This is a genomic window from Pseudomonas sp. NFACC37-1 (assembly GCF_900101575.1).
Taxonomy (GTDB): Bacteria; Pseudomonadota; Gammaproteobacteria; order Pseudomonadales; family Pseudomonadaceae; genus Aquipseudomonas; species Aquipseudomonas fluorescens_AA.
This window is the reverse complement of sequence record NZ_FMUZ01000048.1, coordinates 13,609-37,149: the sequence shown is the minus strand read 5'-3', so window position 1 is coordinate 37,149 and position 23,541 is coordinate 13,609. Positions and strand designations below refer to the sequence as shown.

At 63.1% G+C, this 23,541-nt stretch carries 20 protein-coding genes, 1 tRNA gene and 1 pseudogene; 5 read left to right on the top strand and 17 right to left on the bottom strand.

The window, feature by feature from the left end; genetic code table 11:
• The first annotated feature begins 2 nt into the window (after nucleotides 1-2).
• Nucleotides 3-89, top strand: a tRNA-Leu gene (locus tag BLP82_RS28115).
• A gap of 245 nt (nucleotides 90-334) precedes the next feature.
• Here the strand turns inward: BLP82_RS28115 and BLP82_RS32220 are convergent.
• The 13 genes and pseudogenes from BLP82_RS32220 to BLP82_RS28055 form a co-directional block, all read right to left on the bottom strand.
• Nucleotides 335-1,039, bottom strand: a complete 705-nt coding sequence (locus BLP82_RS32220; RefSeq protein ID WP_371914154.1) for a methyl-accepting chemotaxis protein — start codon at nucleotides 1,037-1,039, stop codon at nucleotides 335-337.
• A 201-nt stretch (nucleotides 1,040-1,240) separates the two neighbouring features.
• Nucleotides 1,241-1,294 (bottom strand): annotated as a pseudogene (locus tag BLP82_RS32215) (hypothetical protein); the annotation flags it as partial.
• A gap of 1,125 nt (nucleotides 1,295-2,419) precedes the next feature.
• Nucleotides 2,420-3,712 (bottom strand): adenylosuccinate synthase, encoded by a 1,293-nt coding sequence (locus BLP82_RS28105; RefSeq protein ID WP_039592540.1) that lies wholly within the window; start codon nucleotides 3,710-3,712, stop codon nucleotides 2,420-2,422.
• A 54-nt stretch (nucleotides 3,713-3,766) separates the two neighbouring features.
• On the bottom strand, nucleotides 3,767-4,954 hold the full coding sequence (locus tag BLP82_RS28100; protein ID WP_092176192.1) for an ATP phosphoribosyltransferase regulatory subunit: 1,188 nt from the start codon (nucleotides 4,952-4,954) through the stop codon (nucleotides 3,767-3,769).
• Nucleotides 4,955-5,267: 313 nt separating this feature from the next.
• Nucleotides 5,268-6,137, bottom strand: coding sequence for a protease modulator HflC (gene hflC / locus BLP82_RS28095; protein ID WP_060739420.1), 870 nt, complete (start codon nucleotides 6,135-6,137; stop codon nucleotides 5,268-5,270).
• Entirely contained in the window at nucleotides 6,137-7,309 is a 1,173-nt protein-coding gene (hflK, locus tag BLP82_RS28090; RefSeq protein WP_092176188.1) for an FtsH protease activity modulator HflK, read from the bottom strand. Before hflK ends, hflC begins: the two co-directional genes overlap by 1 nt.
• Before the next feature lie 85 nt (nucleotides 7,310-7,394).
• Nucleotides 7,395-8,696: a ribosome rescue GTPase HflX gene (hflX, locus tag BLP82_RS28085; RefSeq protein ID WP_092176183.1), complete on the bottom strand. Its 1,302-nt coding sequence runs from the start codon at nucleotides 8,694-8,696 to the stop codon at nucleotides 7,395-7,397.
• A 12-nt stretch (nucleotides 8,697-8,708) separates the two neighbouring features.
• A complete protein-coding gene (gene hfq, locus BLP82_RS28080; protein WP_003186419.1) occupies nucleotides 8,709-8,969 on the bottom strand; it encodes an RNA chaperone Hfq in 261 nt (86 codons plus the stop codon).
• Nucleotides 8,970-9,060: 91 nt separating this feature from the next.
• Nucleotides 9,061-10,032 (bottom strand): tRNA (adenosine(37)-N6)-dimethylallyltransferase MiaA, encoded by a 972-nt coding sequence (gene miaA / locus BLP82_RS28075; protein WP_092176178.1) that lies wholly within the window; start codon nucleotides 10,030-10,032, stop codon nucleotides 9,061-9,063.
• Entirely contained in the window at nucleotides 10,032-11,945 is a 1,914-nt protein-coding gene (gene mutL / locus BLP82_RS28070; RefSeq protein WP_092176174.1) for a DNA mismatch repair endonuclease MutL, read from the bottom strand. Before mutL ends, miaA begins: the two co-directional genes overlap by 1 nt.
• The gene (locus BLP82_RS28065; RefSeq protein ID WP_092176170.1) at nucleotides 11,942-13,372 is read right to left on the bottom strand and encodes an N-acetylmuramoyl-L-alanine amidase; all 1,431 of its coding nucleotides are present in this window, start codon (nucleotides 13,370-13,372) and stop codon (nucleotides 11,942-11,944) included. Before BLP82_RS28065 ends, mutL begins: the two co-directional genes overlap by 4 nt.
• 3 nt (nucleotides 13,373-13,375) lie before the next feature.
• Nucleotides 13,376-13,843: a tRNA (adenosine(37)-N6)-threonylcarbamoyltransferase complex ATPase subunit type 1 TsaE gene (tsaE, locus tag BLP82_RS28060; protein ID WP_092176165.1), complete on the bottom strand. Its 468-nt coding sequence runs from the start codon at nucleotides 13,841-13,843 to the stop codon at nucleotides 13,376-13,378.
• Entirely contained in the window at nucleotides 13,831-15,330 is a 1,500-nt protein-coding gene (locus BLP82_RS28055) for an NAD(P)H-hydrate dehydratase (protein ID WP_092176161.1), read from the bottom strand. The genes tsaE and BLP82_RS28055 overlap by 13 nt, the downstream gene beginning before the upstream one ends.
• Before the next feature lie 63 nt (nucleotides 15,331-15,393).
• Between BLP82_RS28055 and queG the strand changes: the two genes are divergently transcribed.
• Nucleotides 15,394-16,473, top strand: a complete 1,080-nt coding sequence (queG, locus tag BLP82_RS28050) for a tRNA epoxyqueuosine(34) reductase QueG (protein WP_060739427.1) — start codon at nucleotides 15,394-15,396, stop codon at nucleotides 16,471-16,473.
• Here the strand turns inward: queG and BLP82_RS28045 are convergent.
• A complete protein-coding gene (locus tag BLP82_RS28045) occupies nucleotides 16,455-17,066 on the bottom strand; it encodes a trimeric intracellular cation channel family protein (protein ID WP_030140169.1) in 612 nt (203 codons plus the stop codon). The two genes, queG and BLP82_RS28045, sit on opposite strands and share 19 nt — an antisense overlap.
• A 152-nt stretch (nucleotides 17,067-17,218) precedes the next feature.
• Entirely contained in the window at nucleotides 17,219-17,761 is a 543-nt protein-coding gene (gene orn, locus BLP82_RS28040; protein WP_092176158.1) for an oligoribonuclease, read from the bottom strand.
• Between the two features lie 109 nt (nucleotides 17,762-17,870).
• Here orn and rsgA point away from each other — a divergent pair, with 109 nt between their 5' ends.
• Nucleotides 17,871-18,902, top strand: coding sequence for a small ribosomal subunit biogenesis GTPase RsgA (gene rsgA / locus BLP82_RS28035; protein WP_060739429.1), 1,032 nt, complete (start codon nucleotides 17,871-17,873; stop codon nucleotides 18,900-18,902).
• Nucleotides 18,903-19,076: 174 nt separating this feature from the next.
• Here the strand turns inward: rsgA and motB are convergent, their stop codons facing one another.
• Nucleotides 19,077-20,123 (bottom strand): flagellar motor protein MotB, encoded by a 1,047-nt coding sequence (gene motB, locus BLP82_RS28030; RefSeq protein ID WP_092176155.1) that lies wholly within the window; start codon nucleotides 20,121-20,123, stop codon nucleotides 19,077-19,079.
• A gap of 3 nt (nucleotides 20,124-20,126) precedes the next feature.
• The gene (gene motA / locus BLP82_RS28025) at nucleotides 20,127-20,978 is read right to left on the bottom strand and encodes a flagellar motor stator protein MotA (protein WP_092176152.1); all 852 of its coding nucleotides are present in this window, start codon (nucleotides 20,976-20,978) and stop codon (nucleotides 20,127-20,129) included.
• 166 nt (nucleotides 20,979-21,144) lie between these two features.
• Between motA and BLP82_RS28020 the strand changes: the two genes are divergently transcribed.
• A complete protein-coding gene (locus BLP82_RS28020) occupies nucleotides 21,145-22,683 on the top strand; it encodes an HDOD domain-containing protein (protein WP_092176148.1) in 1,539 nt (512 codons plus the stop codon).
• Nucleotides 22,684-22,725: 42 nt separating this feature from the next.
• Entirely contained in the window at nucleotides 22,726-23,541 is an 816-nt protein-coding gene (locus tag BLP82_RS28015) for a rhodanese-like domain-containing protein (protein WP_092176144.1), read from the top strand.

The window sequence follows — 23,541 nt, the reverse complement described above, 5'->3', positions numbered from 1 at the left end:
CTGCCCAGATGGTGAAATTGGTAGACACGCCAGCTTCAGGTGCTGGTGACCGCAAGGTCGTGGAAGTTCGAGTCTTCTTCTGGGCACCAATTCAAGCTTCAAGGTCAAGGCCTTGAACCTCACAAAAACCCGCGAAAGCGGGTTTTTGCGTTTCCGCCCCCCAGCCCTTCTCTCCCGCCAACCACGAACCGTAGGAGCTGCCGAGTGCAACGAGGCTGCGATCTTTCCCCAGACAATTGAATCGCGAGTGAAAGACCAAAAGATCGCAGGCTTCACCAGCTCCTACAGGCCTCATCACGAGCTTGCTCGCGATGGGGTCAGCCCAGCCGCCTGATCAGGCCCTGAACTGCCCCAGACTTGCCTTCAGTTGCGCCGCCAGGTTGTCCAGCACCTTGCCGCTGGCGGTGGTCTCGACCACGGCCTGGGCCGCTTTCTCAGCCTGGGCATGGATGGTTTCCACCCGCCCACGCACCGCTTGCGCGCCCTGGGCCTGATGAGCCGCCGCCTGGGTCGCCAGGCCGATGGCCGCGTGCACCTGCTCGACGGACGCCTGCACCGACTGCTGCAACCGCGCGCTGTCACGCAGCACCAACAAACCTTCGCTGGCCTGGCGCCCGGCCTGGCCGATGGCAGCCACCGCCTCGCGAGCCCCCTGCTGCAAGGCCACGATATGCGCCTGGATATCGCCCGTGGAGCTCTGGGTCTTGCTCGCCAACGCCCGCACCTCATCCGCCACCACCGCAAAGCCGCGCCCGGTGTCCCCGGCCCGCGCCGCCTCGATGGCCGCGTTCAAGGCCAGCAAGTTGGTCTGCTCGGCGATGCCGTGAATCACGGTCAGCACCACTTCAATCTGTTCGCTCTGCTGCGCCAACCGCTCGATCACTGCCGCCCCGGTATCGACCTGGCCGGCCAGGGCCTCGATCAAGCCGCTGACCTTGGCCGAAGTGCGCGTGTTTTCATCGGTGGCCTGGCGGATCTCCACCACTTGCTGCAGGGCCGCCTGCATCGCCTGGCTTTCCGATTGAGCCTCGTCCGCCATTTGCGACAGCGCACGCAGGCTCTCGGCCACTTCATCACGCTGCATCCCGGCCGCCGCATCGGCGCCGGAGTTGCGCAAGGTCATCGCACCGATTTCCACACCGGTACGCTGGGCCACATCGCCCGCCTCGCGCACGATGGGCTGCAACTTATCCACAAAGCGATTGACCGCCGAGGCCATGTCGCCGATTTCGTCCTTGCTGTTGATTTGCACGCGCTTGGTCAGGTCACCCTCGCCCGCCGCCAGGTCGTTCATGGCCGCGATCAGCAGTTTCAAGCGATTGACCACCCGACGCCCCAGCACCACGGCCAGCAACACCAGCACGCCGAAGCCCACCAGCGCCAGGCCCAGGCCTATGCGCCAGCGCAAGGTGCCCGCAGCGTCCTGCACGGTGCTGGCGGTGTTGGTCTGCATCTGCGTGGCCGTGGCTTGGGCCGACTCCAGGCGACCGCGCATGGCGGCGGCACTGTCGGCCGCCGCGCCCTTGAGGCTGTCGCCGACCAATTGATCACTGCTGGCGATCAAGGCCGAGAAGCGTTGATCCAGCGCCTTCAGGTCGGTTTCAACGGACGCCGTGGAAACCCCCATCAAGACTTTGCCGATCTCGACGCCATTGGGGTTGATCGAGGCTTCGAGGTAATACACCGACGGATCGTTCTTCGCCGCGTCCAATACCTTGTCCAGCGCCCGCTCGCCCTTGCCTTTCTCCAGCAGCGCCTTGTTGATCGGGTTTTCCCGGTTCAGGTAGCGCGTCAGGTGCTCACCCGCGGCGTCGTCATAAATGACGAACAACACGTTGGGATTGCGCTGGGCCCGACGGGCGAATTCAGAGAGAGTGGGCACGTCGTTATCCCACATGGCACGCGGCGCAACGGAAGCCAGGAGCTGCGCCATATCATTGGCGGAGTCCCTCAAGTCCTTTTCCAAGGTCCCACGCAACTGCGCCTGTTCGTCCTTCAGGCGAGCCGACAAGCCGGCATTGAGCCGCTGGCGGGTATTGGCGGACAGGCTGTCCAGGCTCGACGTGACCTCTCGCCCGGCCTGCTCCAGCTCGGCGGAAAGCTTCTGGCTGTCCGCCCCCAATCGCGCGCCCAGGTCGGCTTCCAGCGCCGTGACGGTGCTCCGGGTCAGCGCAACAGCCACCAGCACCTGCACCAAAAGGGCGATACCCAGGGTAACGAACACCGGCCGTAGCAAACGGCTTTGTAACAGTGAGAGAACGGCCGACACGTGAAATCCCTCTACCAAACGCCATTAATTTGATGGCACTCAGGAAAGCGGTGCCTTAATGGAGTTGCATAGCAAGTGTCGTGCCGCCCGGCAGGCAGAAACGACAAAGGGCCCTAGCGAGGGCCCTTTGTGTTTTACATCAAAGACTTATCAGCCGAACGGATGACGCAGCACGATGGTTTCGTTGCGGTCCGGCCCCGTCGAAATAATGTCGATCGGCGCACCGACCAACTCTTCGACGCGCTTGATGTAGTTGCGCGCTGCCACAGGCAGTTCTTCCAGGGTCTTGGCGCCGACGGTCGATTCGGTCCAACCTGGCATCTGCTCATACACGGGCTCCAGGCCGATGTAGCTGTCGGCGTCGGTCGGTGCGTCGATGACAGCGCCGTCCTGGTTCTTGTAGCCCACGCAGATGTTGATGGTTTCCAGGCCGTCCAGCACGTCCAGCTTGGTCAGGCACAGGCCCGAGATGCTGTTGACGTCGATGGCGCGACGCAGGATGACGGCATCGAACCAGCCGCAACGACGGGCGCGGCCGGTGGTGGCACCGAACTCGTGGCCACGCTTGGCCAGGAAGGCACCGACGTCGTCGAACAGCTCAGTCGGGAACGGGCCCGAACCGACGCGGGTGGTGTAGGCCTTGGTGATGCCCAGGATGTAGTCCAGGTACATCGGACCGAAGCCCGAACCGGTGGCGATGCCGCCGGCAGTGGTGTTGGAGCTGGTGACGTACGGGTAGGTACCGTGGTCGATGTCCAGCAGCGAACCCTGGGCACCTTCGAACATGATGTCCTTGCCGGCGCGACGCAGCTCGTGCAGCTCGGCGGTGACGTCGAGCATCATCGGCTTGAGCAACTCGGCGTATTCCATGCACTCGTCCAGGGTCTTCTGGAAGTCGATGGCCGGTTCTTTGTAGTAATTGACCAGGACGAAGTTGTGGTAGTCCAGCAACTCGCCCAGCTTGGCGGCGAAACGCTCACGGTGGAACAGGTCACCGATGCGCAGGCCACGACGGGCCACCTTGTCTTCGTAGGCCGGGCCGATGCCACGACCGGTGGTGCCGATCTTCAGCTCGCCACGGGCCTTTTCGCGGGCCTGGTCCAGCGCCACGTGATAGGACAGGATCAGCGGGCAGGACGGGCTGATACGCAGGCGCTCGCGCACCGGTACGCCTTTTTCTTCCAGCTTGATGATTTCCCGCAGCAAGGCATCGGGTGCAACCACCACACCGTTGCCGATCAGGCACTGGACGCCTTCGCGCAGCACGCCCGACGGAATCAGGTGCAGGACGGTTTTTTCACCGTCGATCACCAAGGTGTGACCTGCGTTGTGGCCACCCTGGTAGCGCACTACGGCGGCAGCATGTTCGGTCAGCAGATCAACGATCTTGCCTTTGCCCTCATCACCCCACTGGGTGCCCAGGACTACGACATTCTTACCCATAACACTTGTCCTCATTCGCGCAAACTTGGTGCCGGCCGCGGCCGGCGGGAAAACTCAAGAAGCCAGCGGCAATACTTGCCAAAGCCCGTTCTGCTGAATCAATTGCCGGTCGCAGTCCGCTTCACGGGCGGCGGCCAAAGGCTGCCCAGGCAAGGCCTGGACGACACGCTGACCCTCACTGCGCAACTGACAGACCGCCTGCCAGAGTGCCGCATCCGTACTGTCAGGCATCCAGATACCGCCAGACGGTAGCTCGACTTCAGCACGCCCCAGGGTCACCAGGGTTTTCAAATCGGTAGAGAAACCGGTCGCCGGACGGGCGCGACCGAAGTCGGCACCGATGTCGTCATAACGGCCGCCCTGGGCGATGGACTGGCCCACGCCCGGCACAAACACGGCGAACACGACGCCGGTGTGATAGTGATAACCGCGCAACTCGCCCAGGTCGAAATACAGCGGCAACTCGGGGAAGCGCACCGACAGACGCTCGGCAATCGCCAGCAAATCGTCCAGCGCGGCCAACACCGGCACCGGCGCATGGGCCAGGCGTTCACGGGCAGCGGCCAATACTTCACGTCCGCCGCACAGGTCCACCAGTGCCCGCAGCATGCCCGACAGATCGGCCGGCAGGCCCTCGGTCAGGCTGATGACTTCGTCGATGGCCTTGCGTTGCAGGGCATCGAACAGCTGCTGCTCCACTTCGCCAGACAAACCGGCCGCACGGGCCAGGCCGCGATAGATGCCGACGTGCCCCAGGTCCATGTGGACATCAGGCACGTCAGCCAGTTGCAGCATGGCCAACATCAGGCTGATGACTTCCACGTCACTGCTCGGGCTGGCATCGCCATACAACTCGGCGCCCAGCTGGATTGGGCTGCGCGATGATGACAAGGCACGCGGCTGGGCATGCAGCACGCTGCCGGCGTAGCACAGGCGGCTCGGGCCTTCACGACGCAGGGTATGGGCGTCGATGCGCGCCACTTGCGGCGTGATGTCGGCACGAAAGCCCATCTGCCGGCCCGACTGCGGGTCGATCACCTTGAAGGTGCGCAAATCCAGGTCCTGGCCCGCGCCGGTGAGCAGGGATTCCAGGTACTCGATATGCGGGGTGACGACGAACTCGTAACCCCAGCTCTGGAACAGATCCAACACCTGCCGACGCGCTACTTCGATACGCGCAGCTTCCGGTGGCAGTACTTCTTCGATGCCATCTGGCAGCAGCCAGCGGTCTACCGTTGCCATTACGCCATTCCCCTATGGTCCGGGCGGCCAGCCCTCGGGCAAGCCTTGAGTGAAGCAGAAAATACTTGGCCCACGCGCAAAACACGCGCATGAGCGACGTGACGAATGGCCAGCAATCGGCCTCGCCCAGCACTTTCCTCGAAAAACCTGTCGAGTCGTTCAACCCGACGCCTGCAACCAAAACCACAATCAAACGTGCAGACGCAAAAAAGCCGGGAATTTCCCGGCTGCCGCATCATACACACGTTTTCCCAAAGGATCACCCCGCCCGACGCTTTAGCCGCCGGGCGGAGTGCTTCAAGTCAACGCCGTATCAAGGCTTGGACTTTTCCAGGTAGTGGAAGAAGTCGCTGCTTGGGTCCAGGACCATGACGTCGGATTTGTTTGCGAAGCTTTCACGGTAGGCACGCAGGCTACGGTAGAACGCGTAGAACTCCTGATCCTGACCATAAGCCTTGGAGTAGATCGCAGCGGCCTGGGCATCACCATCACCCCGGACCTCTTCCGATTCACGATAGGCTTCGGCCAGCAGCACGCGGCGTTGGCGATCGGCGTCGGCACGGATACCTTCGGCCAGCTCGTTACCCTTGGCGCGGTGCTCGCGGGCTTCACGCTCGCGCTCGGTGCTCATCCGCTCGAACACGCTGCGGTTCACTTCCTTCGGCAGGTCGATGGCCTTGACCCGGACATCGACCACTTCGATACCCAGCTCTTTTTCCGCCATCGTATTCAGCGAACGGGTGATGTCGGCCATGAGCGCATCACGCTCACCGGACACCACTTCATGCAACGTGCGCTTACCGAATTGGTCACGCAGGCCCGATTCCAGACGACGGGACAGACGCTCGTCGGCGATCTGCTTCAGGCCCGAGGTCGCGGTGTAGAAGCGCTCGGCATCCTTCACGCGCCACTTGGCATAGGCGTCCACCATCACGGCTTTCTTTTCCAGCGTCAGGAAGCGTTGCGTCGGCGCATCCAGCGTCATCAGGCGAGCGTCGAACTTGCGCACCTTGTTGACGTAGGGCACCTTCACATGCAGCCCCGGCTGGACATCAGCCTGGACCACGCGACCGAATTGCAGCAACACCGCGCGCTCGGTCTGAGCCACGATGTAGAAGCAGTTCCAGGCAGCGATCGCCACGACGACACCGACAATAAGGGCGATCAGCGATTTATTGCTCATCAGCGACTCTCCCTGGTACGTGCTTGCTGTTGTTGCAGGTCCGCCGCTGCGCGGGTGCCGGCCTCATTGCTGGCCGCCGCCGAACTGGCCGGTGGCGTGCTGGTGTTGCGACCGCTCTCGACCATCTTGTCCAGCGGCAGGTACAGCAGATTGCTCTGGCCGTTCTTGTTGCCGGTCACGAGGACCTTGCTGGTATTGCTGAAGACTTCCTGCATGGTGTCCAGGTACAGACGCTGGCGGGTCACTTCAGGGGCCTTGCGATACTCGGCCACCAGCTTGGTGAAGCGATCGGCCTCACCCTTGGCACGGGAGACCACTTCATCGCGATAACCATTGGCATCCTCAATGATGCGCTGGGCCTGGCCACGAGCTTCCGGCACGACGCCGTTGGCATAGGTTTCAGCCTGGTTGCGCGAACGCTGCTCGTCTTCACGGGCACGGATCACGTCGTCGAAGGCTTCCTGGACCTCACGCGGTGCCGCTGCGCTCTGGACGTTGACCTGGGTGACGGTGATACCGGTGCGATAGGTATCGAGGAACCGTTGCAGGCGTTCCTTGATTTCGCTGGCCATCAGCTCACGACCTTCGGTCAGCACCTGGTCCATGGCGGTGGAACCCACCACATGGCGCAAGGCACTTTCGGTCGCATGCTGCAGACTGATTTCCGGCTGGTCGACGTTCAGCACGAAGTCCTGCAGGTTGGTGATCTTGTATTGCACAGTCAGCGGCACTTCGACGATGTTCTCGTCTTCGGTCAGCATCTGGCCCTGCTTGGTGTACGCCCGCTCACGCGTGACGTTCTCCATGAACTTCTGGTCGATCGGCGGGAAATAGATATTCAGGCCCGGACCAACCGTCTCGTAGTACTTGCCGAAGCGCAGCACCACGGCTTGCTCCTGCTCGTCCACGACATAGACCGCGCTGTACAGCCAGACAGCCGCCAGCACGACGAGACCGATGCCGAGCAGGCCGAAACCGCCGCCCTTGCCCGAACGACCGCCCCCCTCGTCACCGCGTTTTTTACCACCACCGAACAAACCGTTCAGGCTTTCCTGCAGCTTTCGGAAGGCCTCGTCGAGATCCGGCGGCCCCTTGCGGTCGCCGTTGTTACGACGCTTGCCACCCCAAGGATCCTGATTATTCGAGTTGCCACCCGGCTCATTCCAAGCCATAGCGCTCTCCATCTGATAAAGCAAAGACGCACCCACGGCGCGCCGACCAATGCTACAGAATGCCTGACACCGCTTTCTCAGGCTTTTATTGCAAAGTGTGTTGCTCGATGAATTCCATCGGTTGCAGCCCTTCGCGACTGACCAGTCGGTTGAGCTCCGCCCGAGGCAGGCGAACAGCCAGCAGGCAGACACCTTCTTCGTCGTGTTCTTCTTTTTGCACAGCCCCCAGCTCGAAAAACTGCGCACGCAACCGGGCAAAACGTTGTGGCAATTTCAGGGTGCCGACAAACAGATCGCTGCCCAACAGCTCGGCCACGGCCTGCTTGAGCAGGTCCAGGCCGGTGCCATCGCGGGCCGACAGCCAGACCCGTTGCGGCTTGCCATCGGCATCGCGCTGGATCTGCGGCTCCACGCCTTCGAGCAAATCGAGTTTGTTGTATACCTCGAGGATCGGCAAGTCCTGGGCTCCGATCTCGCCCAGCACCACCATCACCTGTTCGATCTGCAGCATCCGGTCCGGCTCCGCGGCATCGATTACATGCAGCAGCAGGTCGGAGTTGCTCGACTCTTCGAGCGTAGCCCGGAAAGCCTCGACCAGTTTATGCGGCAGGTGACGGATAAAGCCCACGGTGTCGGCCAGCACGATCGGCCCGAGGTCGTCCAGGTCGAGCCGGCGCAGGGTCGGGTCGAGCGTGGCGAACAACTGGTCGGCGGCGTAGACGTCGGATTGGGTGACATTGTTGAACAGGGTCGATTTGCCGGCGTTGGTATAGCCCACCAGTGAAACCGTCGGGATATCCGCGCGCTTGCGACCACGTCGCGACTGCTCGCGCTGGCTGCGGACCTTTTCCAGCCGCCCCTTGATCTGGCGCAGGCGAACCCGCAACAGGCGGCGGTCGGTTTCCAGCTGGGTTTCCCCCGGGCCCCGCAGGCCGATACCGCCTTTCTGCCGCTCAAGGTGAGTCCAGCCGCGGACCAGCCGCGTACTCATGTGCTCAAGCTGGGCCAGTTCGACCTGGAGCTTGCCTTCATGGGTGCGGGCGCGCTGGGCGAAGATATCGAGGATCAGCCCCGTGCGGTCGATTACGCGACACTCGAAGACACGTTCGAGGTTACGTTCCTGACTGGGCGTGAGGATGTGATTGAAAATCACCAGATCGACCTGCTCGGCCTTGACCAGGTCGCGCAACTCCTCGACCTTGCCACTGCCGATCAGGAACTTGGCGGTTGGCCGGTGACGCGGCACGTTGAAAAACGCGACGGTCTCGGCGCCGGCCGAAAGTGCCAATTCCTGAAACTCCTGCGGATCTTCGCGCGCCTCAGGGTCCTGTCCATCCAAGTGAACGAGAATGGCCCGTTCACCACCACCGTGGCGCTCAAAGAACAAAGGAGGCTCCTATCAGGCGTTACCCGGTTCAGCGTCACCGCCTTCGGATTCGGTTGCGCTAGGCAGACGAATTGGACGAACTGGCACCACTGTCGAGATCGCGTGCTTGTAGACCATCTGGCTGACGGTGTTTTTCAGAAGGATGACGAACTGGTCGAAAGACTCGATCGTGCCTTGCAGTTTGATCCCGTTGACCAGATAGATGGACACCCCAACTTTCTCTTTACGTAAAGTGTTCAAGTAAGGGTCTTGTAGCGAATGCCCTTTTGACATGTGCCGCACTCCTTTAAGGATCAATAATAAAAATCGGAATCAGATGGCTTGGGCCGTCACACCCCCAAGGATAGACGGCAATTGCAAGGACTCAGCTCAATATGGAGATGGTCCCGAGGTATTTCAAGGCGCGTGGCAGATTGTCGCAATCGAGACTGTCGAGCCAATGCAGGTCAGTCCAGCTGCGCAGCCAGGTGAACTGGCGTTTCGCCAATTGGCGCGTGGCAATGATCCCACGCTCCTGCATCTCGGCTGACGTCAGCTTGCCGTCCAGGTAGTCCCAGACTTGCCGATAACCTACCGCACGTATAGACGGCAACCCGGCATGCAGGTCACTTCGCTCACGCAGGGCTACGACCTCGTCTATGAACCCCTGTTCCAACATTAATGTGAATCTTTGTTCAATTCGCCGATGCAGCACTTGCCGGTTCGCCGGAGCGATGGCCAGATTCGCGACAGTATAGGGCAATTGTTGCAGTCCCGAAGCGGCTGCTTCAGTACTTTGCGCAGATTGTCGCTGGCGCAGGGCCGTCATGCTCTGGCCGCTGGCCCGATAAACCTCCAGGGCCCGACTGAGCCGCTGCGGGTCATTGGGGTGAATACGCGCCGCCGACTCCGGATCGATGACCGCCAATTGCTCGTGCAGGGCCTGCCAGCCCAGGCGCGCGGCCTCTTCTTCGATCTGCGCGCGCACCTCGGGATCGGCCGCGGGCATGTCCGCCAGCCCGTCGACCAAGGCCTTGTAGTACAGCATCGTACCGCCCACCAGCAGCGGGATCTTGCCCCGCGCGGTGATTTCGGCCATGGCCTGGAGCGCGTCACGCCGGAAATCGGCCGCCGAATACGCCTCGGCCGGATCCAGGATGTCGATCAGGCGGTGGGGGAATTCGGCCAGCAGTTCTTTTGACGGCTTGGCGGTGCCGATATCCATGCCCCGATAGACCAGGGCCGAATCGACACTGATCAACTCGCAGGGCAGGACTTTGGCCAATTCGATGGCCAGGTCGGTCTTGCCGGCGGCGGTCGGCCCCATCAGGAAAATCGCGGGTGGCAACGGGCTCATCAACGACCGCGCAGGAACAGTTTGTCCAGGTCGTCCAGGCCCAGTTGGGTCCAGGTCGGCCGGCCATGGTTGCATTGACCGCTGCGTTCGGTGTTTTCCATGTCCCGCAGCAGACCGTTCATTTCCGGCAGGGCCAGGCGCCGATTGGCGCGGATCGCGCCGTGGCAGGCCATGGTGCCGAGCAGTTCGTTCAGGTGCGCCTGGATCCGGTCGCTGGTGCCGTACTCCATCAGGTCCGCCAGCACGTCGCTGACCAGGCGATTGGCCTCGGCCTGCTTCAACAAGGCCGGGATCTGGCGGATCGCCAGGGTTTCCGGGCCCAGGCGCTGCAATTCGAAGCCCAGGCGCTGGAACCAGGCCACATGTTCTTCGGCGCAATCGGCTTCGCGCTGGCTGACGGCCAGGGACTCGGGCACCAACAGCGGCTGGCCGCTCAGGCCTTCGCTGGCCATGGCGACTTTCAGCCGCTCGTACATGATCCGCTCATGGGCGGCGTGCATGTCCACCAGCACCAGGCCTTGGGCATTTTCCGAGAGAATGTAGATACCCTTGAGCTGCGCCAGGGCGTAGCCCAGCGGCGGAATGTCACCTTGGCCCTCGGGCATCGCCGCCGCGCCAGCTTCCGGCAAGGGCTTGAAGAATTCACGGTAGGCCGCCTGGGCTTCCGCCGCCGGCACGTTCGATTGCGGGCGCGGGGTGTATTGATACTGGTAGCCACTGCCGGCACCGTTGCCGGCCGTGTTGTAGCTCGGCTGCGGCTGGGGTTGCTCCAGCAGGGCATTGGCCGCCAGGCGCATCTCGCCCTGGGGCCCGAATTCACCGGCCTCCAGCCCCGTTGGCCGGACCATGCCAGCCACAGCCGCCGGCGCCGCCAGTTGGTCTTCCGGTCGCACATCGCCCAGGGCACGATGCAGGGTGCCATAAAGGAAATCGTGGACCATGCGCCCGTCACGGAAACGTACTTCGTGCTTGGTCGGGTGCACGTTGACGTCCACCACCGCCGGATCGACTTCGAAAAACAGCACGAAGGTCGGATGCCGGCCATTGAACAACACATCGCGATAGGCCTGGCGCACCGCGTGGGCCACCAGCTTGTCGCGCACCGCCCGGCCGTTCACGTAGAAATATTGCAAGTCCGCCTGGCTGCGGGAGAACGTTGGCAAGCCGACCCACCCCCACAGGTGCAGGCCATTGCGCTCCACCTCGATGGGCAACGCCTGTTCGAGGAAACCGGCACCGCACACCGCCCCCACGCGCCGGGCACGAGCCGCGTCGTCGTGGGCTTCGTGCAGGCTGAGAATGGTCTTGCCGTTGTGGCGCAAATGGAACGCCACGTCAAAACGCGCCAGGGCCAGGCGTTTGATGACTTCTTGCAGGTGATCGAATTCAGTCTTCTCGGCCTTGAGAAACTTGCGTCGGGCCGGAGTATTGAAGAACAGATCGCGCACTTCCACCGAGGTGCCCACCGGATGAGCCGCCGGCTGGACGCGAGAGGCCATGTCGCGGCCTTCGGTCTCGACCTGCCAGGCCTGCTCGGCGTCGCGGGTGCGGGAGGTGAGGGTCAGGCGCGACACCGAACTGATGGACGCCAGCGCCTCGCCCCGGAACCCCAGGCTCATGACCCGCTCGAGGTCTTCCAGGTCGCGGATCTTGCTGGTGGCATGACGCGCCAGGGCCAACGGCAGGTCGTCAGAGGGAATACCGCCACCGTCATCGCGCACCCGCAGCAGCTTGACGCCGCCTTGCTCGACATCCACATCGATGCGCCTGGCCCCAGAGTCCAGACTGTTTTCCAGCAGTTCCTTGATGACCGACGCCGGACGCTCGACCACTTCACCGGCGGCGATCTGGTTCGCCAGCCGCGGGCTGAGCAGCTCGATGCGGGCGGTGTTGCCAATCACTTCGTCACTCATTGCTTGGCCGCCACTTCATTGCCCGGAATGGTCAGGGTCTGGCCAATCTTGAGCTCATCGCTCTTGAGATTGTTGGCGCTGCGCAAGGTGGCGGGCGACACCTGGTAGCGCACGGCAATCATCGCCAGGGTTTCGCCCGGGTTGACGCGGTGATCCCGTGGCCCCTGGGCGATCTTGCCGGAGTCCCGCAGCCAGGCGATGTAGGTGCCCGGCGGTGGGTTCTGCTGGAAGAACTGCCGTACGCCGCTGCTGATGGAGCGGGCCAGGGCCTGCTGATGGCTCGACGTCGACAGTTTCGAGGCTTCGTTGGCGTTGGAAATGAACCCGGTTTCCACCAGGATCGACGGGATGTCCGGCGACTTGAGCACCATGAACCCGGCCTGTTCGACGCGCTGCTTGTGCAGCGGCGTGACGCGACCGATGTTGCTCAAGACCTTCTGGCCGACGTTCAGGCTGGAGGTCAACGAGGCGGTCATCGACAAATCGAGCAAGACACCGGCGAGCATCCGGTCCTTGTCGTCGAGGCTGACGTTGCCGGCACCGCCGATCAGGTCGGAACGGTTTTCAGTGTCGGCCAGCCAACGGGCGGTCTCGGAAGTCGCGCCACGGTCGGACAGGGCGAACACCGAGGCCCCGAACGCTGCCGCCGAAGGTGCGGCGTCGGCGTGAATGGAGACGAACAGGTCAGCGCCTTTCTTGCGGGCGATTTCGGTGCGTCCGCGCAAGGGAATGAAATAGTCGCCGGTGCGGGTCAGTTCGGCGCGGAAGCCTTTCATGCCGTTGACCTGGCGCTGCAATTCACGGGCGATGGACAGCACCACGTCTTTTTCACGTTGCCCGCGCGAGCCCGAGGCCCCCGGGTCTTCGCCACCGTGGCCGGCGTCGATCACGACGATGATGTCGCGCTTGCCGGCCGGGGCCGGTGGCAGTTTGAGCGCAGGCTCGGTCGGGGTCACCGGCACTGCCGGCACCGTGGCCACATTGGTTGGCGGCGGTGGCGGTGGCTCGGCATCGGCCGGGTTGTCGAACAGGTCCACCACCAGCCGGTTGCCGTACTGGGCGTTGGGGGCCAGGGTGAAGCTTTTCGGGGTCACGGCTTTTTTCAGGTCGATGACCACCCGCAGGTCGGTCGGCGTACGCTGGGCCGAGCGCATCGCGGTGATCGGCGTGTTGGCGGTAGCGACATTCAGAGGCGCCCCCAGGGTCGCGCCGTTGATGTCGATCACCAGGCGATCCGGGGCGGTCAGGGTGAATACGCTGTGCTGCACCGGCCCCGTCAGGTCGAACACCAGCCGTGTGTTGTCCGGCGCCCGCCAGAGGCGAACGCTGTTGACCTTTGTCTCGGCCACAGCATCGACGGCCAGTGCCGTAAGCAACAGTCCTACGACAGCAACCACCGCGCGAAAGCGCATACCAAACCCCATCATCAATTAGTTTTCCAATGCCAAAGCGGCACACCACGACTCACCACGGGAGCCTTGCGGCGTCAGTTTCAGCGAACGCCCGCCGTTCTGCGCGCCAATGGTAATGGTCAGGTCGGGCTTTGGCAAAAAGCCTGCACCCTTCTGGGGCCATTCGATCAGGCACAAGGCGTCATCTTCGAAATAATCGCGGATGCCGAGGAATTCCAGCTCCTCGGGATCCACCAGTCGATACAGGTCGAAATGGAAGGCGCGAATGTCGCCGATCTCATAGGGCTCGACCAGGGTGAACGTCGGGCTCTTGACTGAACCGACGTGCCCGAGGCCGCGAATGATGCCACGGGACAAGGTGGTTTTCCCCGCGCCGAGGTCGCCCTCGAGAAAAATCAGGCCGCGGCCGGCGGTGATCTGCGCGATGCGGGCGCCAAATTGTGTCATGGCTTGTTCGTCCGCCACGTACAGGGTTACTTCAGACACGGTGAATGCTCCTCCAACAACTGACGAATGGCCGGGATCAGATCGGTCGCCGCCACCCCCCGGCCCGAGCGACCGACCTGGGCACCGGCATTGGCGTGCAGCCAGACCGCCAGGCACGCGGCCTCGAAGCCGTCCATGCCCTGGGCCAGCAAGGCCCCGACCACACCGGCCAGCACATCCCCCAGACCGGCGGTGGCCATGGCCGGATGGCCTTGGCTGCAAACCGCCAGGCGACCGTCCGGGCTGGCGATCAGGCTGCCGGCGCCCTTGAGGATCACCGTGGCGCTGTATTTCTGGCTCAAGGCATGGGCCGCCGCCGGGCGATCGGCCTGCACCTGGGCGGTGGACATCTCCAACAGGCGCGCCGCCTCGCCCGGGTGCGGGGTGATGACGCACGGCTCAGGCAGACGGACATCGCCGCTGCTCAGCAGGTTCAGCGCATCGGCATCCCACACTTGCGGCAGTGGCGCATTGGCCGCCGCCGACAACAGGCTGCGTCCCCAGGCAGCCTGGCCCAGGCCCGGCCCGACCACCAGCACGCTGGCCTGCTGGAGCAGGCCCATCAATTGGTTCGCCGAATGGGTGCCCTGCACCATCACTTCCGGTAAACGCATCAGCGCGGCGGACACATGTTCACTGCGGGTCGCCAGTGAAACCATGCCCGCACCGCAGCGCAGGGCGCTTTCGGCGCTCATCTGGATGGCACCGCCGAAGCCCCGGTCGCCGCCAATCAACAGCACATGACCGAACTTGCCTTTGTGGGAAGTGGCGGCGCGAGGTGTCAGACGAGGCAGATTGTGGGGCTGGAGCAGTCGGGCACTGGCCGGTGCCGCTTCAACAATATCCGGATCGGCGTGCAGGTCATTGAACACCAGCTCTCCGACCCGGTCAGCCGCCTCGCCAGTGAACAGCCCCAGTTTCAAGCCAATGAAGGTCACAGTCAGGTCGGCCGCCACCGCCGTGCCCAGCACCCGGCCGGTGTCGGCGCACAACCCCGAAGGGATATCCACCGCCGCGACCGGCAGGCCGCTGACGTTGATCGTATCGATGGCCTGCACATAAGGCTCGCGCACATCGCCCTTCAGGCCCGTGCCGAGCAGCGCGTCCAGCAACACGCCGCGCAACTCGGCCTCATCCGACCACGGCTCAATCGGCACGCCCACCGCCACGGCCTCGGCATGGGCATTGGCGGCGTCCCCCTGCAATCGCCGGGGCTCGCCCACCGTCAGCACCCGCACCGACCAGCCGGCGCGTCGGGCCAGCGTCGCGACCAGGTAGCCATCGCCGGCATTGTTGCCATGGCCGGCCAACACGGTCAGCTCGCGGGCGTCAGGCCAGCGTCGGACGATCGCTCGCCAGGTGGCCCGGGCAGCACGCTGCATCAATTCGAAACCGGCGGTGCCTGCCGCGATCAGTTGAGCATCGAGGGCCCGGACCTGCGCGGCGCTGTACAGCGCGTCGGGAAAATCATCTTTAGTGTGCGGCATGCGTCTTCGGGCTCCGATGTCTGGCAGAATTATACGCATCTCAGCTCCGGTTTCTCTCGCCTCATGCCTGCCATTCCCACAGACCTCCCCGCCCTCGCCCAATCCATCAAGGAATGGGGCCGCGAGCTGGGTTTCCAGCAGGTCGGCATCAGCGGCCTGGACCTGGCCGAGCATGAACAACACCTGCAACGCTGGCTCGAGGCCGGCTACCACGGCGAAATGGACTACATGGGCGCCCATGGCAGCAAACGCTCGCACCCCGAGGAACTGGTGCCGGGCACGCTGCGAGTGGTTTCCCTGCGCATGGACTACTTGCCGGGCGATACGCAAATGGCGCAATTGCTCGGCCAACCGGAAAAAGCCTACGTCTCGCGTTATGCGTTGGGCCGCGATTACCACAAATTGATCCGTAAACGCGTGCAGCAATTGGCGGAAAAAATTCAGGCGGTCATCGGCCCCTTTGGCTACCGCGCCTTTGTCGACAGCGCACCGGTGCTGGAAAAAGCCATCGCCGAACAGGCCGGCCTGGGTTGGATCGGTAAAAACACCCTGGTGTTGAACCGTAAGGCCGGCAGCTATTTCTTCCTGAGCGAGCTGTTTGTCGACCTGCCGCTGCCCATCGACCCACCCCACGGCACCGAGCATTGCGGAAAATGCACCGCATGCCTGGACATCTGTCCGACGAATGCCTTCGTCGGGCCCTACGTGCTCGATGCTCGCCGTTGCATTTCCTACCTGACCATCGAGCTGAAAAGCGCCATTCCTGAAGAGCTGCGGCCACTGATCGGCAACCGGGTGTTCGGCTGTGACGACTGCCAGATCGTCTGCCCGTGGAACCGCTTTGCCCGACCGTCCGGGGAAAGCGACTTCAAGCCGCGGCACAACCTGGACAATGCCGGCTTGGCCGAGCTGTTCATGTGGGACGAAGAGAAATTCCTCAGCAGCACCGAGGGCTCACCGTTGCGCCGTGCCGGTTACGAGCGCTGGCTGCGCAACCTGGCGGTGGGCCTGGGCAATGCGCCGTCAACCATTCCCGTGCTGCAAGCGCTCGAGGCGCGGCGCGACTATCCGTCGGAACTGGTGCGCGAGCACGTGGCGTGGGCGTTGCGCCAACATGCCGAGCGTCAGACCTCGTCGTTGTAGACGAACTTCGGCATTTCCCAGTGAAAGCGAATCGCCAGGAGCCGCAGCAGGAAACCGCCGAACAAGGTGATGAGGATCGCCTGCTCGTTCGGCAATTGCAGGAAGACACACAGCAGATAACACCACGCCGCGGCAAACGAGACGCTGGCGTAGAGTTCGCGACGGAAGATCAGCGGAATATCGTTGCAGAAGATGTCCCGCAGAATGCCACCGAACACCCCGGTGATCACCCCACTGACCGACGCCACCAGCATGCCATGGCCCATTTCCAGGGCCGTCATGCAGCCGATCAGGGTGAACGCCACCAGGCCCACGGCGTCGAGTACCAGGAACAGCGAGCGCAAATGGCGCATCCAGCGCGCCAGGAACACCGTCAGCATCGCCGCCGCGGTGGTCAGCACCAGGTACTCCGGGTGCTTGACCCAGGTGAGCGGGTAATGACCGAGCAACACATCGCGCACCGAGCCGCCACCCAGCGCCGTGACACAGGCGATCAGCACCACGCCAAACCAGTCCATGCCCCGCCGCCCGGCAGACAAGGCGCCGGTCATGGCTTCGGCGGTGATGGCGATCAGATAAAGCATCAGCAACATTGATGACGATCCTTGCAGGAGAACAAGCCCGTAGGAGCTGCCGAGCAAAGCGAGGCTGCGATCTTTTTCCAGCCAATTGAGCCGCAAGCGAACGCTCAGCGGATCTACATCAAAAGATCGCAGCCTTCGGCAGCTCCTACATGGGACAGGCTTCAGAACTTGATGAAATGCTTGCGGTAATGCCGCAACTCGGCGATGGACTCGCGGATGTCGTCCAGGGCCAGGTGGGTGCTGCCCTTCTGGAAACTGTCGCGCACTTCTGGCGCCCAGCGGGCGGCCAGCTCCTTGAGGGTGGAGACGTCCAGGTTGCGGTAGTGGAAGTAGCTTTCCAGGGATTTCATGTGGGTATAAAGGAAGCGACGATCCTGGCAGATGCTGTTGCCACAGATCGGCGACTTGCCCTTGGGCACCCACTGCTCCAGGAAAGCGAGGGTCTGGGCCTCGGCCTCGGCCATGCTGATCTTGCTCTCGCGCACCCGCTGGGTCAGGCCCGAGCCGCCGTGCTGGCGCGTGTTCCACTCGTCCATGCCGGCCAGGACTTCGTCGCTATGGTGGATCGCGATCACCGGGCCTTCGGCCAGGGTGTTGAGGTCGCTGTCGGTGACGATGGTGGCCATTTCGATGATGACGTCGGTATCAGGGTTCAGACCGGTCATTTCCAGGTCGATCCAGATCAGGTTCTGCGGGTTTTGCATAGGGAAGCTCCTCGGCGTAGCCACGCAGTTTAGCTTAGGCAGGCCCTTGGGCGTGCTAAACTCGCCGCCGTTTTACCCTATTCGCTGCATTTCTTCATACGGAACACCCATGGCCAAACGCCAACTCAATCGTCGTCAGAACTGGCGCATCGAAAAGATCCAGGGCGAGCGCGCCGCCCGCGCCGCCAAACGCGAATCCAGTGCTGTCGAAGCCCTGGAGGGTGGCGACCTGGGCCCTGAACAGACCGGCCTGGTGATCGCCCACTTCGGCGTGCAGGTCGAGGTCGAGGCCCAGGAAGGCGAACTGGCCGGCCAGGTGTTCCGCTGTCACTTGCGCGCCAACCTGCCGGCGCTGGTGACCGGCGACCAGGTGGTCTGGCGGGCCGGCAACCAAGGCATCGGCGTGATCGTCGCGCAGTTGCCGCGCCACACCGAGCTGTGCCGGCCGGACAGCCGAGGCCAGCTCAAGCCCGTGGCCGCCAACGTCGACATGATCGTCATCGTGTTCGCCCCATTGCCCGAGCCCCACGCCAACCTGATCGACCGTTACCTGGTGGCCGCCGAACACGCCGGCATCCGTCCGTTGTTGCTGCTCAACAAGTTCGACCTGATCGACGAACACAACGCCCCGGCGCTGAACGCCCTGTTGTCGGTCTATCGGGATCTGGGTTACCCGGTGCTGGAAGTCTCGGCCCATCACGGCAACGGCATGGAGCAGTTGCAACAGCAGCTGGACGGGCGCATCAGTGTGTTCGTCGGCCAGTCTGGCGTGGGCAAGTCTTCCCTGGTCAACAGCCTGCTGCCGGAAGTCGAGACGCGCGTCGGGCCGTTGTCCGAGCTGTCCGGCCAGGGCACCCACACCACCACCACCGCGCGGCTGTTCCACTTCCCTGGCGGCGGTGAATTGATCGACTCACCGGGTATCCGTGAATTCGGCCTGGGCCACGTCAGCCGGGCCGATGTCGAAGCCGGGTTCATCGAGTTCAACGAGCTGATCGGCACCTGCCGCTTCCGCGACTGCAAGCACGACCGCGAACCTGGTTGCGCCCTGCTCAAGGCCCTGGAAGAAGGTCGCGTGCATCAGCAACGGATGAACAGCTACCGCTCGATCATCGCCAGCCTGCCGGAAAGCGGTTACTGAGCTGAAAGAAAGGGAAGCCGGACACAACTGTGGCGAGGGGATTTATCCCCGCTGGGGCGCGAAGCGCCCCCCTCCCTTTCATATCCCTGAATAAAAAGATAGGCATAGGGGGGCTGCTGCGCAGCCCAACGGGGATAAATCCCCTCGCCACAGGTCCATCGACAAACCTTCAGATCACTGCGCCGGCGCTCCGGGAGGCTTGGGCGCGGCGTCGTCGAACAGGTTCAGCCGCTCGCGCAGTTCATGGGCCGGCACGGGTTGCTGGTCTGCCGGCAACGCATTCGGATCGGCCGCCGCGCCAGGCGTGGTGGTCGGAGCAGGCACTTCACCCGGCGCCCCCTCGCCCGGGACCGGATCGGGTGCCGGATCGTCGGTTTGCGAGCCCTCGATGGCTTTTTGCGCCTTCTTGGTCAACACCACGATATCGATACGCCGGTTGACCGGATTGAACGGGTCCTTGCGGTCGAACAGCGCCGAAGACGCATAACCGACCACCCGCGCCACCTGCTCGTCCGGATAGCTGCCGGCCACCAGGGCCCGACGGGCCGCGTTGGCGCGGTTGGCGGACAGTTCCCAGTTACCGTAGTCACCCTTGCCGATGTAGGGTTTGGCATCGGTATGACCACTGATACTGATCTTGTTCGGCACCGCCTTGATCGTGTCGGCCATGGCCAGCAGGATGTCCTCGAAATACGGCTTCAGGCGCGCGCTGCCGGAGTCGAACATTGGCCGGTTCTCGGCGTCCATGATCTGGATGCGCAACCCGTTCGGGGTGATTTCGAACAGGATCTGGTCCTTGAATTTCTGCAGTTGCGGGTTCTCTTCGACCTTGTTCTGCAATTCCTGCAACAGCAGCTCCAGGCGCTCGCGCTCGACCTGTTCGGCCATGCCTTCGACCTGCTCGGAGTCCACCGTCACCTTGTCGGGCTGGGGCTGGGACTTGACCTCGGGGTTGAGGGTATTTTCCGGCGCCAGGGTCGGCGAGCCGCCCAGGTCGATGATGTAGGGCGTACCGCTTTCGGAAAAGCCGACCGGGTCCTTGAAGTAACCGGCGATGGCGATCTTCTGCTCCGGGGTTGCCGTGGACAACAGCCACAGCACCAGGAAGAACGCCATCATCGCCGTGGCGAAGTCGGCGAAGGCGATTTTCCAGGCGCCCCCGTGATGCCCAGCGGCTATGCGCTTGACGCGCTTGATGATGATCGGCTGGTTATTTTCCATAACTTAGCGACCGCGAACCGCTTGTTCCAGCTCGGCGAAGCTTGGACGGTGCGCCGGGTACAGGACCTTGCGCCCGAACTCCACCGCCAACGATGGCGGCATGCCCGAGGCCGAAGCCACCAGGGAAGCCTTGATGGCCTCGTAGACGTTGAGTTCTTCCTTGGCGTCATGGGCCAGGGAGGTGGCCAGCGGCCCGAAGAAACCATACGCCGCCAAGATACCGAAGAAGGTACCCACCAGGGCCGCACCCACGTGCAGGCCGATGGACTTCTGGTCACCGTCGCCCAGGGAAGCCATGGTCACCACGATCCCCAGTACCGCCGCGACGATACCGAAGCCAGGCATCGCGTCGGCGATCCCGGTGACCGCGTGGGAGGGATGCTCCAGATCTTCCTTGAGGCTGTACAGCTCCATGTCGAACAGGCCTTCGAGCTCGTGGGGGGCCATGTTGCCGGACGACATGATGCGCAGGTAATCACAGATGAACGCCGTCATGCGGGCGTCCTTGAGCACAGCCGGGTACTTGGCGAAAATCGGGCTGGCGGCGGCGTCTTCGATATCGCCCTCGATGGCCATCATGCCTTCGCGGCGGCTCTTGTTGAGGATCTCGTAGACCAGGCCAAGCACCTCCAGATAGAAGGTATGGCTGAAACGCGAACCGAACATGCTCAGGGATTTCTTGAGCACGTGCATGGTCATATAGCCAGGGTTGGCCTGCAGGAATGCACCGAGGGCCGCACCACCGATGATCATGACCTCGAAAGGTTGGATCAGGGCGGCAATCTTGCCATGGGAGAGCACGTATCCGCCGAGCACGCTCGCGAACACGACAATGATGCCGATAATTTTAGCCATAGATAGAAAGTACTTATTTAAGTCGGGTTCAAGGTCATATTCGGAAGCTGAAAAATCTCTTCTTCTACTTATCGGCGAAACTGCGCCAGACTATAGGCTGTTCTGGCGAAAAGCCAATTTGCCCCGTTCCGGGCGTAGAGAATTCATACGATGATCACGTCCAGCCATGACTAACGAAACCAAGGTTCCAACGCCCCGACCGACCACCCTCGAAGGTTGGGTGAAGCTGCTCAAAGGCGTGCATCTGCCGGTTCCCCAGGCCAGCCACGACCTCGTCTGCAAGGCCCTCGCCGACAGCCGCCGCTCATTGCGCGACATTGCCGACCTGATGCAGGGCAGCCCAGCCCTGGCCCTGAGCGTCATCCGCGAAGCCAACCATCACACCCATGGCAGTCTTGCAGAACCTGCGGAAAACCTCGAAGTGGCCATCAACCGCCTCGGCCTCAAGCGTACCGAAGAGCTGCTCGCACGCCTGCCGTCGTTGCCGGAGCATGAAATACCCATCGCCTTGCGCCAGTTGCAATTGATCAGCCAGCACGCCACGCAACAGGCCAATGGTTTTTTTGCCAGCCGCCTGGCGCGGCTGTGGCAAGACATACACTGGGGCAGCCTGTTATTCCTGTCACCGCTCTGGCCCTTGGCCCTGACCCATCCACGATTGCTCGGGGAATGGGAATTGCGGGTCATCCATAAAGGCGAGCCCGCGCCCAAGGTGGAGCGCGAACTGTTCGGCGTCAGCCTGCTGGAAATCTGCCTGGGGCTGGTGGAAACCTGGCGCTTGCCCGTCTGGGTGGCGCAAGGTTATCGCCTGCTGCTCAATGAACGCCGCGAGCTGGTGAAAGTCCTGCGCATCGCCCGGGACAGCGAACACCCCCTACGCCAGCAGAATCGCCTGGACGACGACCCGATCCTGCGACGCTGGCTCAACCAGCCGGCCAACACCGTATTGCTGGCCAACGGCCTGGCACTTGCCGCACAACAGGCCTGGGACAGCCCCGCGCTCACCCGCTGGCAGTACCTCACCAGTTTGTATCTGCAGATGTCGATGGATGAGGTCCAGCAGCAACTGCACCAACAAGCGGTCAATAGCGCCCATCATCACGCCATGCCGGACCTCTGGCACCCGGCCGTGGCGCTGCTCTGGCCCTCGGGCAGCCGCCGCATCCACCCTGGCTTGCTGCCCGCCGCCCCGCCCAGCGCCCAAGACCTGAGCCAGTGGCGCAAGCAATGCTCCGCCATGCTGGTGGAGCCGAGCCCCTTTCGCAACGCCATGCACCTGACCACCTCGGCACGGGACGTCTTGGTGGCCTGTGGCATGCGCCGGGTGATGATCCTGATGGCCGACCGCAGCCAGGCCAGCGTGCGCGTACACCAGACCGCCGGCCTGCCCAAGGAAGCCGCGGCCATGAGCTTTACCATCAGCCAGAGCAAAATATTGCAACGGTTGCTGGCCCAGCAGGCCCAGGTTCGCCTGAACCCGGACAACAATGCGCAGTTTTCGGCGCTACTGCCGCCGGGCCTGCGCAGCCTGTTCCGGGGTGAACACCTGCTGTTGCGCTCACTGACCTGCAATGGCCGGGTGATCATGCTGGTGGCGGTGGACCAGGGCGGCGGGCCGTTCTCGGATATCACCGTGCAAGCCTTCGGCAAAACCGTACAATGCATCGAAAGGGCCCTGCATACCTTTACCAACCGCGGTCGCTGAACTTGCTACAATCCTTTCCCTTTGCGCCCCTGGAGACCTCACATGCCTGACTTCTCTGGCTTGCCGCTGGTGATCGAGCCGAGCGAACTGCTGCCGCGCCTCGACGCCCGCGAACTGATTCTGGTGGACCTGACCAGCGCCGCGCGCTACAGCACCGGGCACATCCCCGGCGCACGTTTCGTCGACCCCAAGCGCACCCAGCTCGGCCAACCGCCGGCACCGGGCCTGCTGCCGGCCAAGGCCGACCTGGAAACCCTGTTCGGCGAGCTTGGGCATAACCCGGACGCGGTCTACGTGGTCTACGACGACGAAGGCGGCGGCTGGGCCGGGCGCTTTATCTGGCTGCTGGACGTGATCGGCCACTCGAACTATCACTACCTCGACGGCGGCCTGCTGTCCTGGCTGGACGGAGGCCTGCCGGTGTCCGTCGATGTTCCGGCACCGGTTGCCGGCCCGGTGCCCCTGACGTTGCACGAGGCCCCCACCGCCACCCGCGAATACCTGCAAAGCCGCCTCGGTGCCGCCGACCTGGCCATCTGGGATGCACGCGGCCCGCTGGAATACTCCGGCGAGAAAGTCGTCGCAGCCCGGGGCGGACATATTCCAGGGGCGGTCAATTTCGAATGGACCGCCGGCATGGACCCGGCGCGCAACCTGCGCATTCGCAAGGATATGCCGCAGATCCTCGAACGATTGGGCATCACGCCCGACAAAGAAATCATCACCCACTGCCAGACTCACCACCGCTCTGGCTTCACCTATCTGGTGGCCAAGGCGCTCGGTTATCCACGAGTCAAAGGCTATGCCGGTTCCTGGGGCGAATGGGGCAACCACCCCGACACGCCCATCGAGCTTTGA

Coding starts and splice junctions, on each gene's coding strand:
- BLP82_RS28065 (WP_092176170.1), bottom strand. CDS start 13,372: ATGATGGGGTTTGGTATGCGCTTTCGCGCGGTGGTTGCTGTCGTAGGA.
- hfq (WP_003186419.1), bottom strand. CDS start 8,969: ATGTCAAAAGGGCATTCGCTACAAGACCCTTACTTGAACACTTTACGT.
- hflK (WP_092176188.1), bottom strand. CDS start 7,309: ATGGCTTGGAATGAGCCGGGTGGCAACTCGAATAATCAGGATCCTTGG.
- BLP82_RS28055 (WP_092176161.1), bottom strand. CDS start 15,330: ATGCCGCACACTAAAGATGATTTTCCCGACGCGCTGTACAGCGCCGCG.
- BLP82_RS32220 (WP_371914154.1), bottom strand. CDS start 1,039: ATGGCGGACGAGGCTCAATCGGAAAGCCAGGCGATGCAGGCGGCCCTG.
- orn (WP_092176158.1), bottom strand. CDS start 17,761: ATGCAAAACCCGCAGAACCTGATCTGGATCGACCTGGAAATGACCGGT.
- rsgA (WP_060739429.1), top strand. CDS start 17,871: ATGGCCAAACGCCAACTCAATCGTCGTCAGAACTGGCGCATCGAAAAG.
- mutL (WP_092176174.1), bottom strand. CDS start 11,945: ATGAGTGACGAAGTGATTGGCAACACCGCCCGCATCGAGCTGCTCAGC.
- BLP82_RS28100 (WP_092176192.1), bottom strand. CDS start 4,954: ATGGCAACGGTAGACCGCTGGCTGCTGCCAGATGGCATCGAAGAAGTA.
- BLP82_RS28105 (WP_039592540.1), bottom strand. CDS start 3,712: ATGGGTAAGAATGTCGTAGTCCTGGGCACCCAGTGGGGTGATGAGGGC.
- queG (WP_060739427.1), top strand. CDS start 15,394: ATGCCTGCCATTCCCACAGACCTCCCCGCCCTCGCCCAATCCATCAAG.
- motB (WP_092176155.1), bottom strand. CDS start 20,123: ATGGAAAATAACCAGCCGATCATCATCAAGCGCGTCAAGCGCATAGCC.
- motA (WP_092176152.1), bottom strand. CDS start 20,978: ATGGCTAAAATTATCGGCATCATTGTCGTGTTCGCGAGCGTGCTCGGC.
- BLP82_RS28045 (WP_030140169.1), bottom strand. CDS start 17,066: ATGTTGCTGATGCTTTATCTGATCGCCATCACCGCCGAAGCCATGACC.
- miaA (WP_092176178.1), bottom strand. CDS start 10,032: ATGAGCCCGTTGCCACCCGCGATTTTCCTGATGGGGCCGACCGCCGCC.
- BLP82_RS28020 (WP_092176148.1), top strand. CDS start 21,145: ATGACTAACGAAACCAAGGTTCCAACGCCCCGACCGACCACCCTCGAA.
- hflC (WP_060739420.1), bottom strand. CDS start 6,137: ATGAGCAATAAATCGCTGATCGCCCTTATTGTCGGTGTCGTCGTGGCG.
- BLP82_RS28015 (WP_092176144.1), top strand. CDS start 22,726: ATGCCTGACTTCTCTGGCTTGCCGCTGGTGATCGAGCCGAGCGAACTG.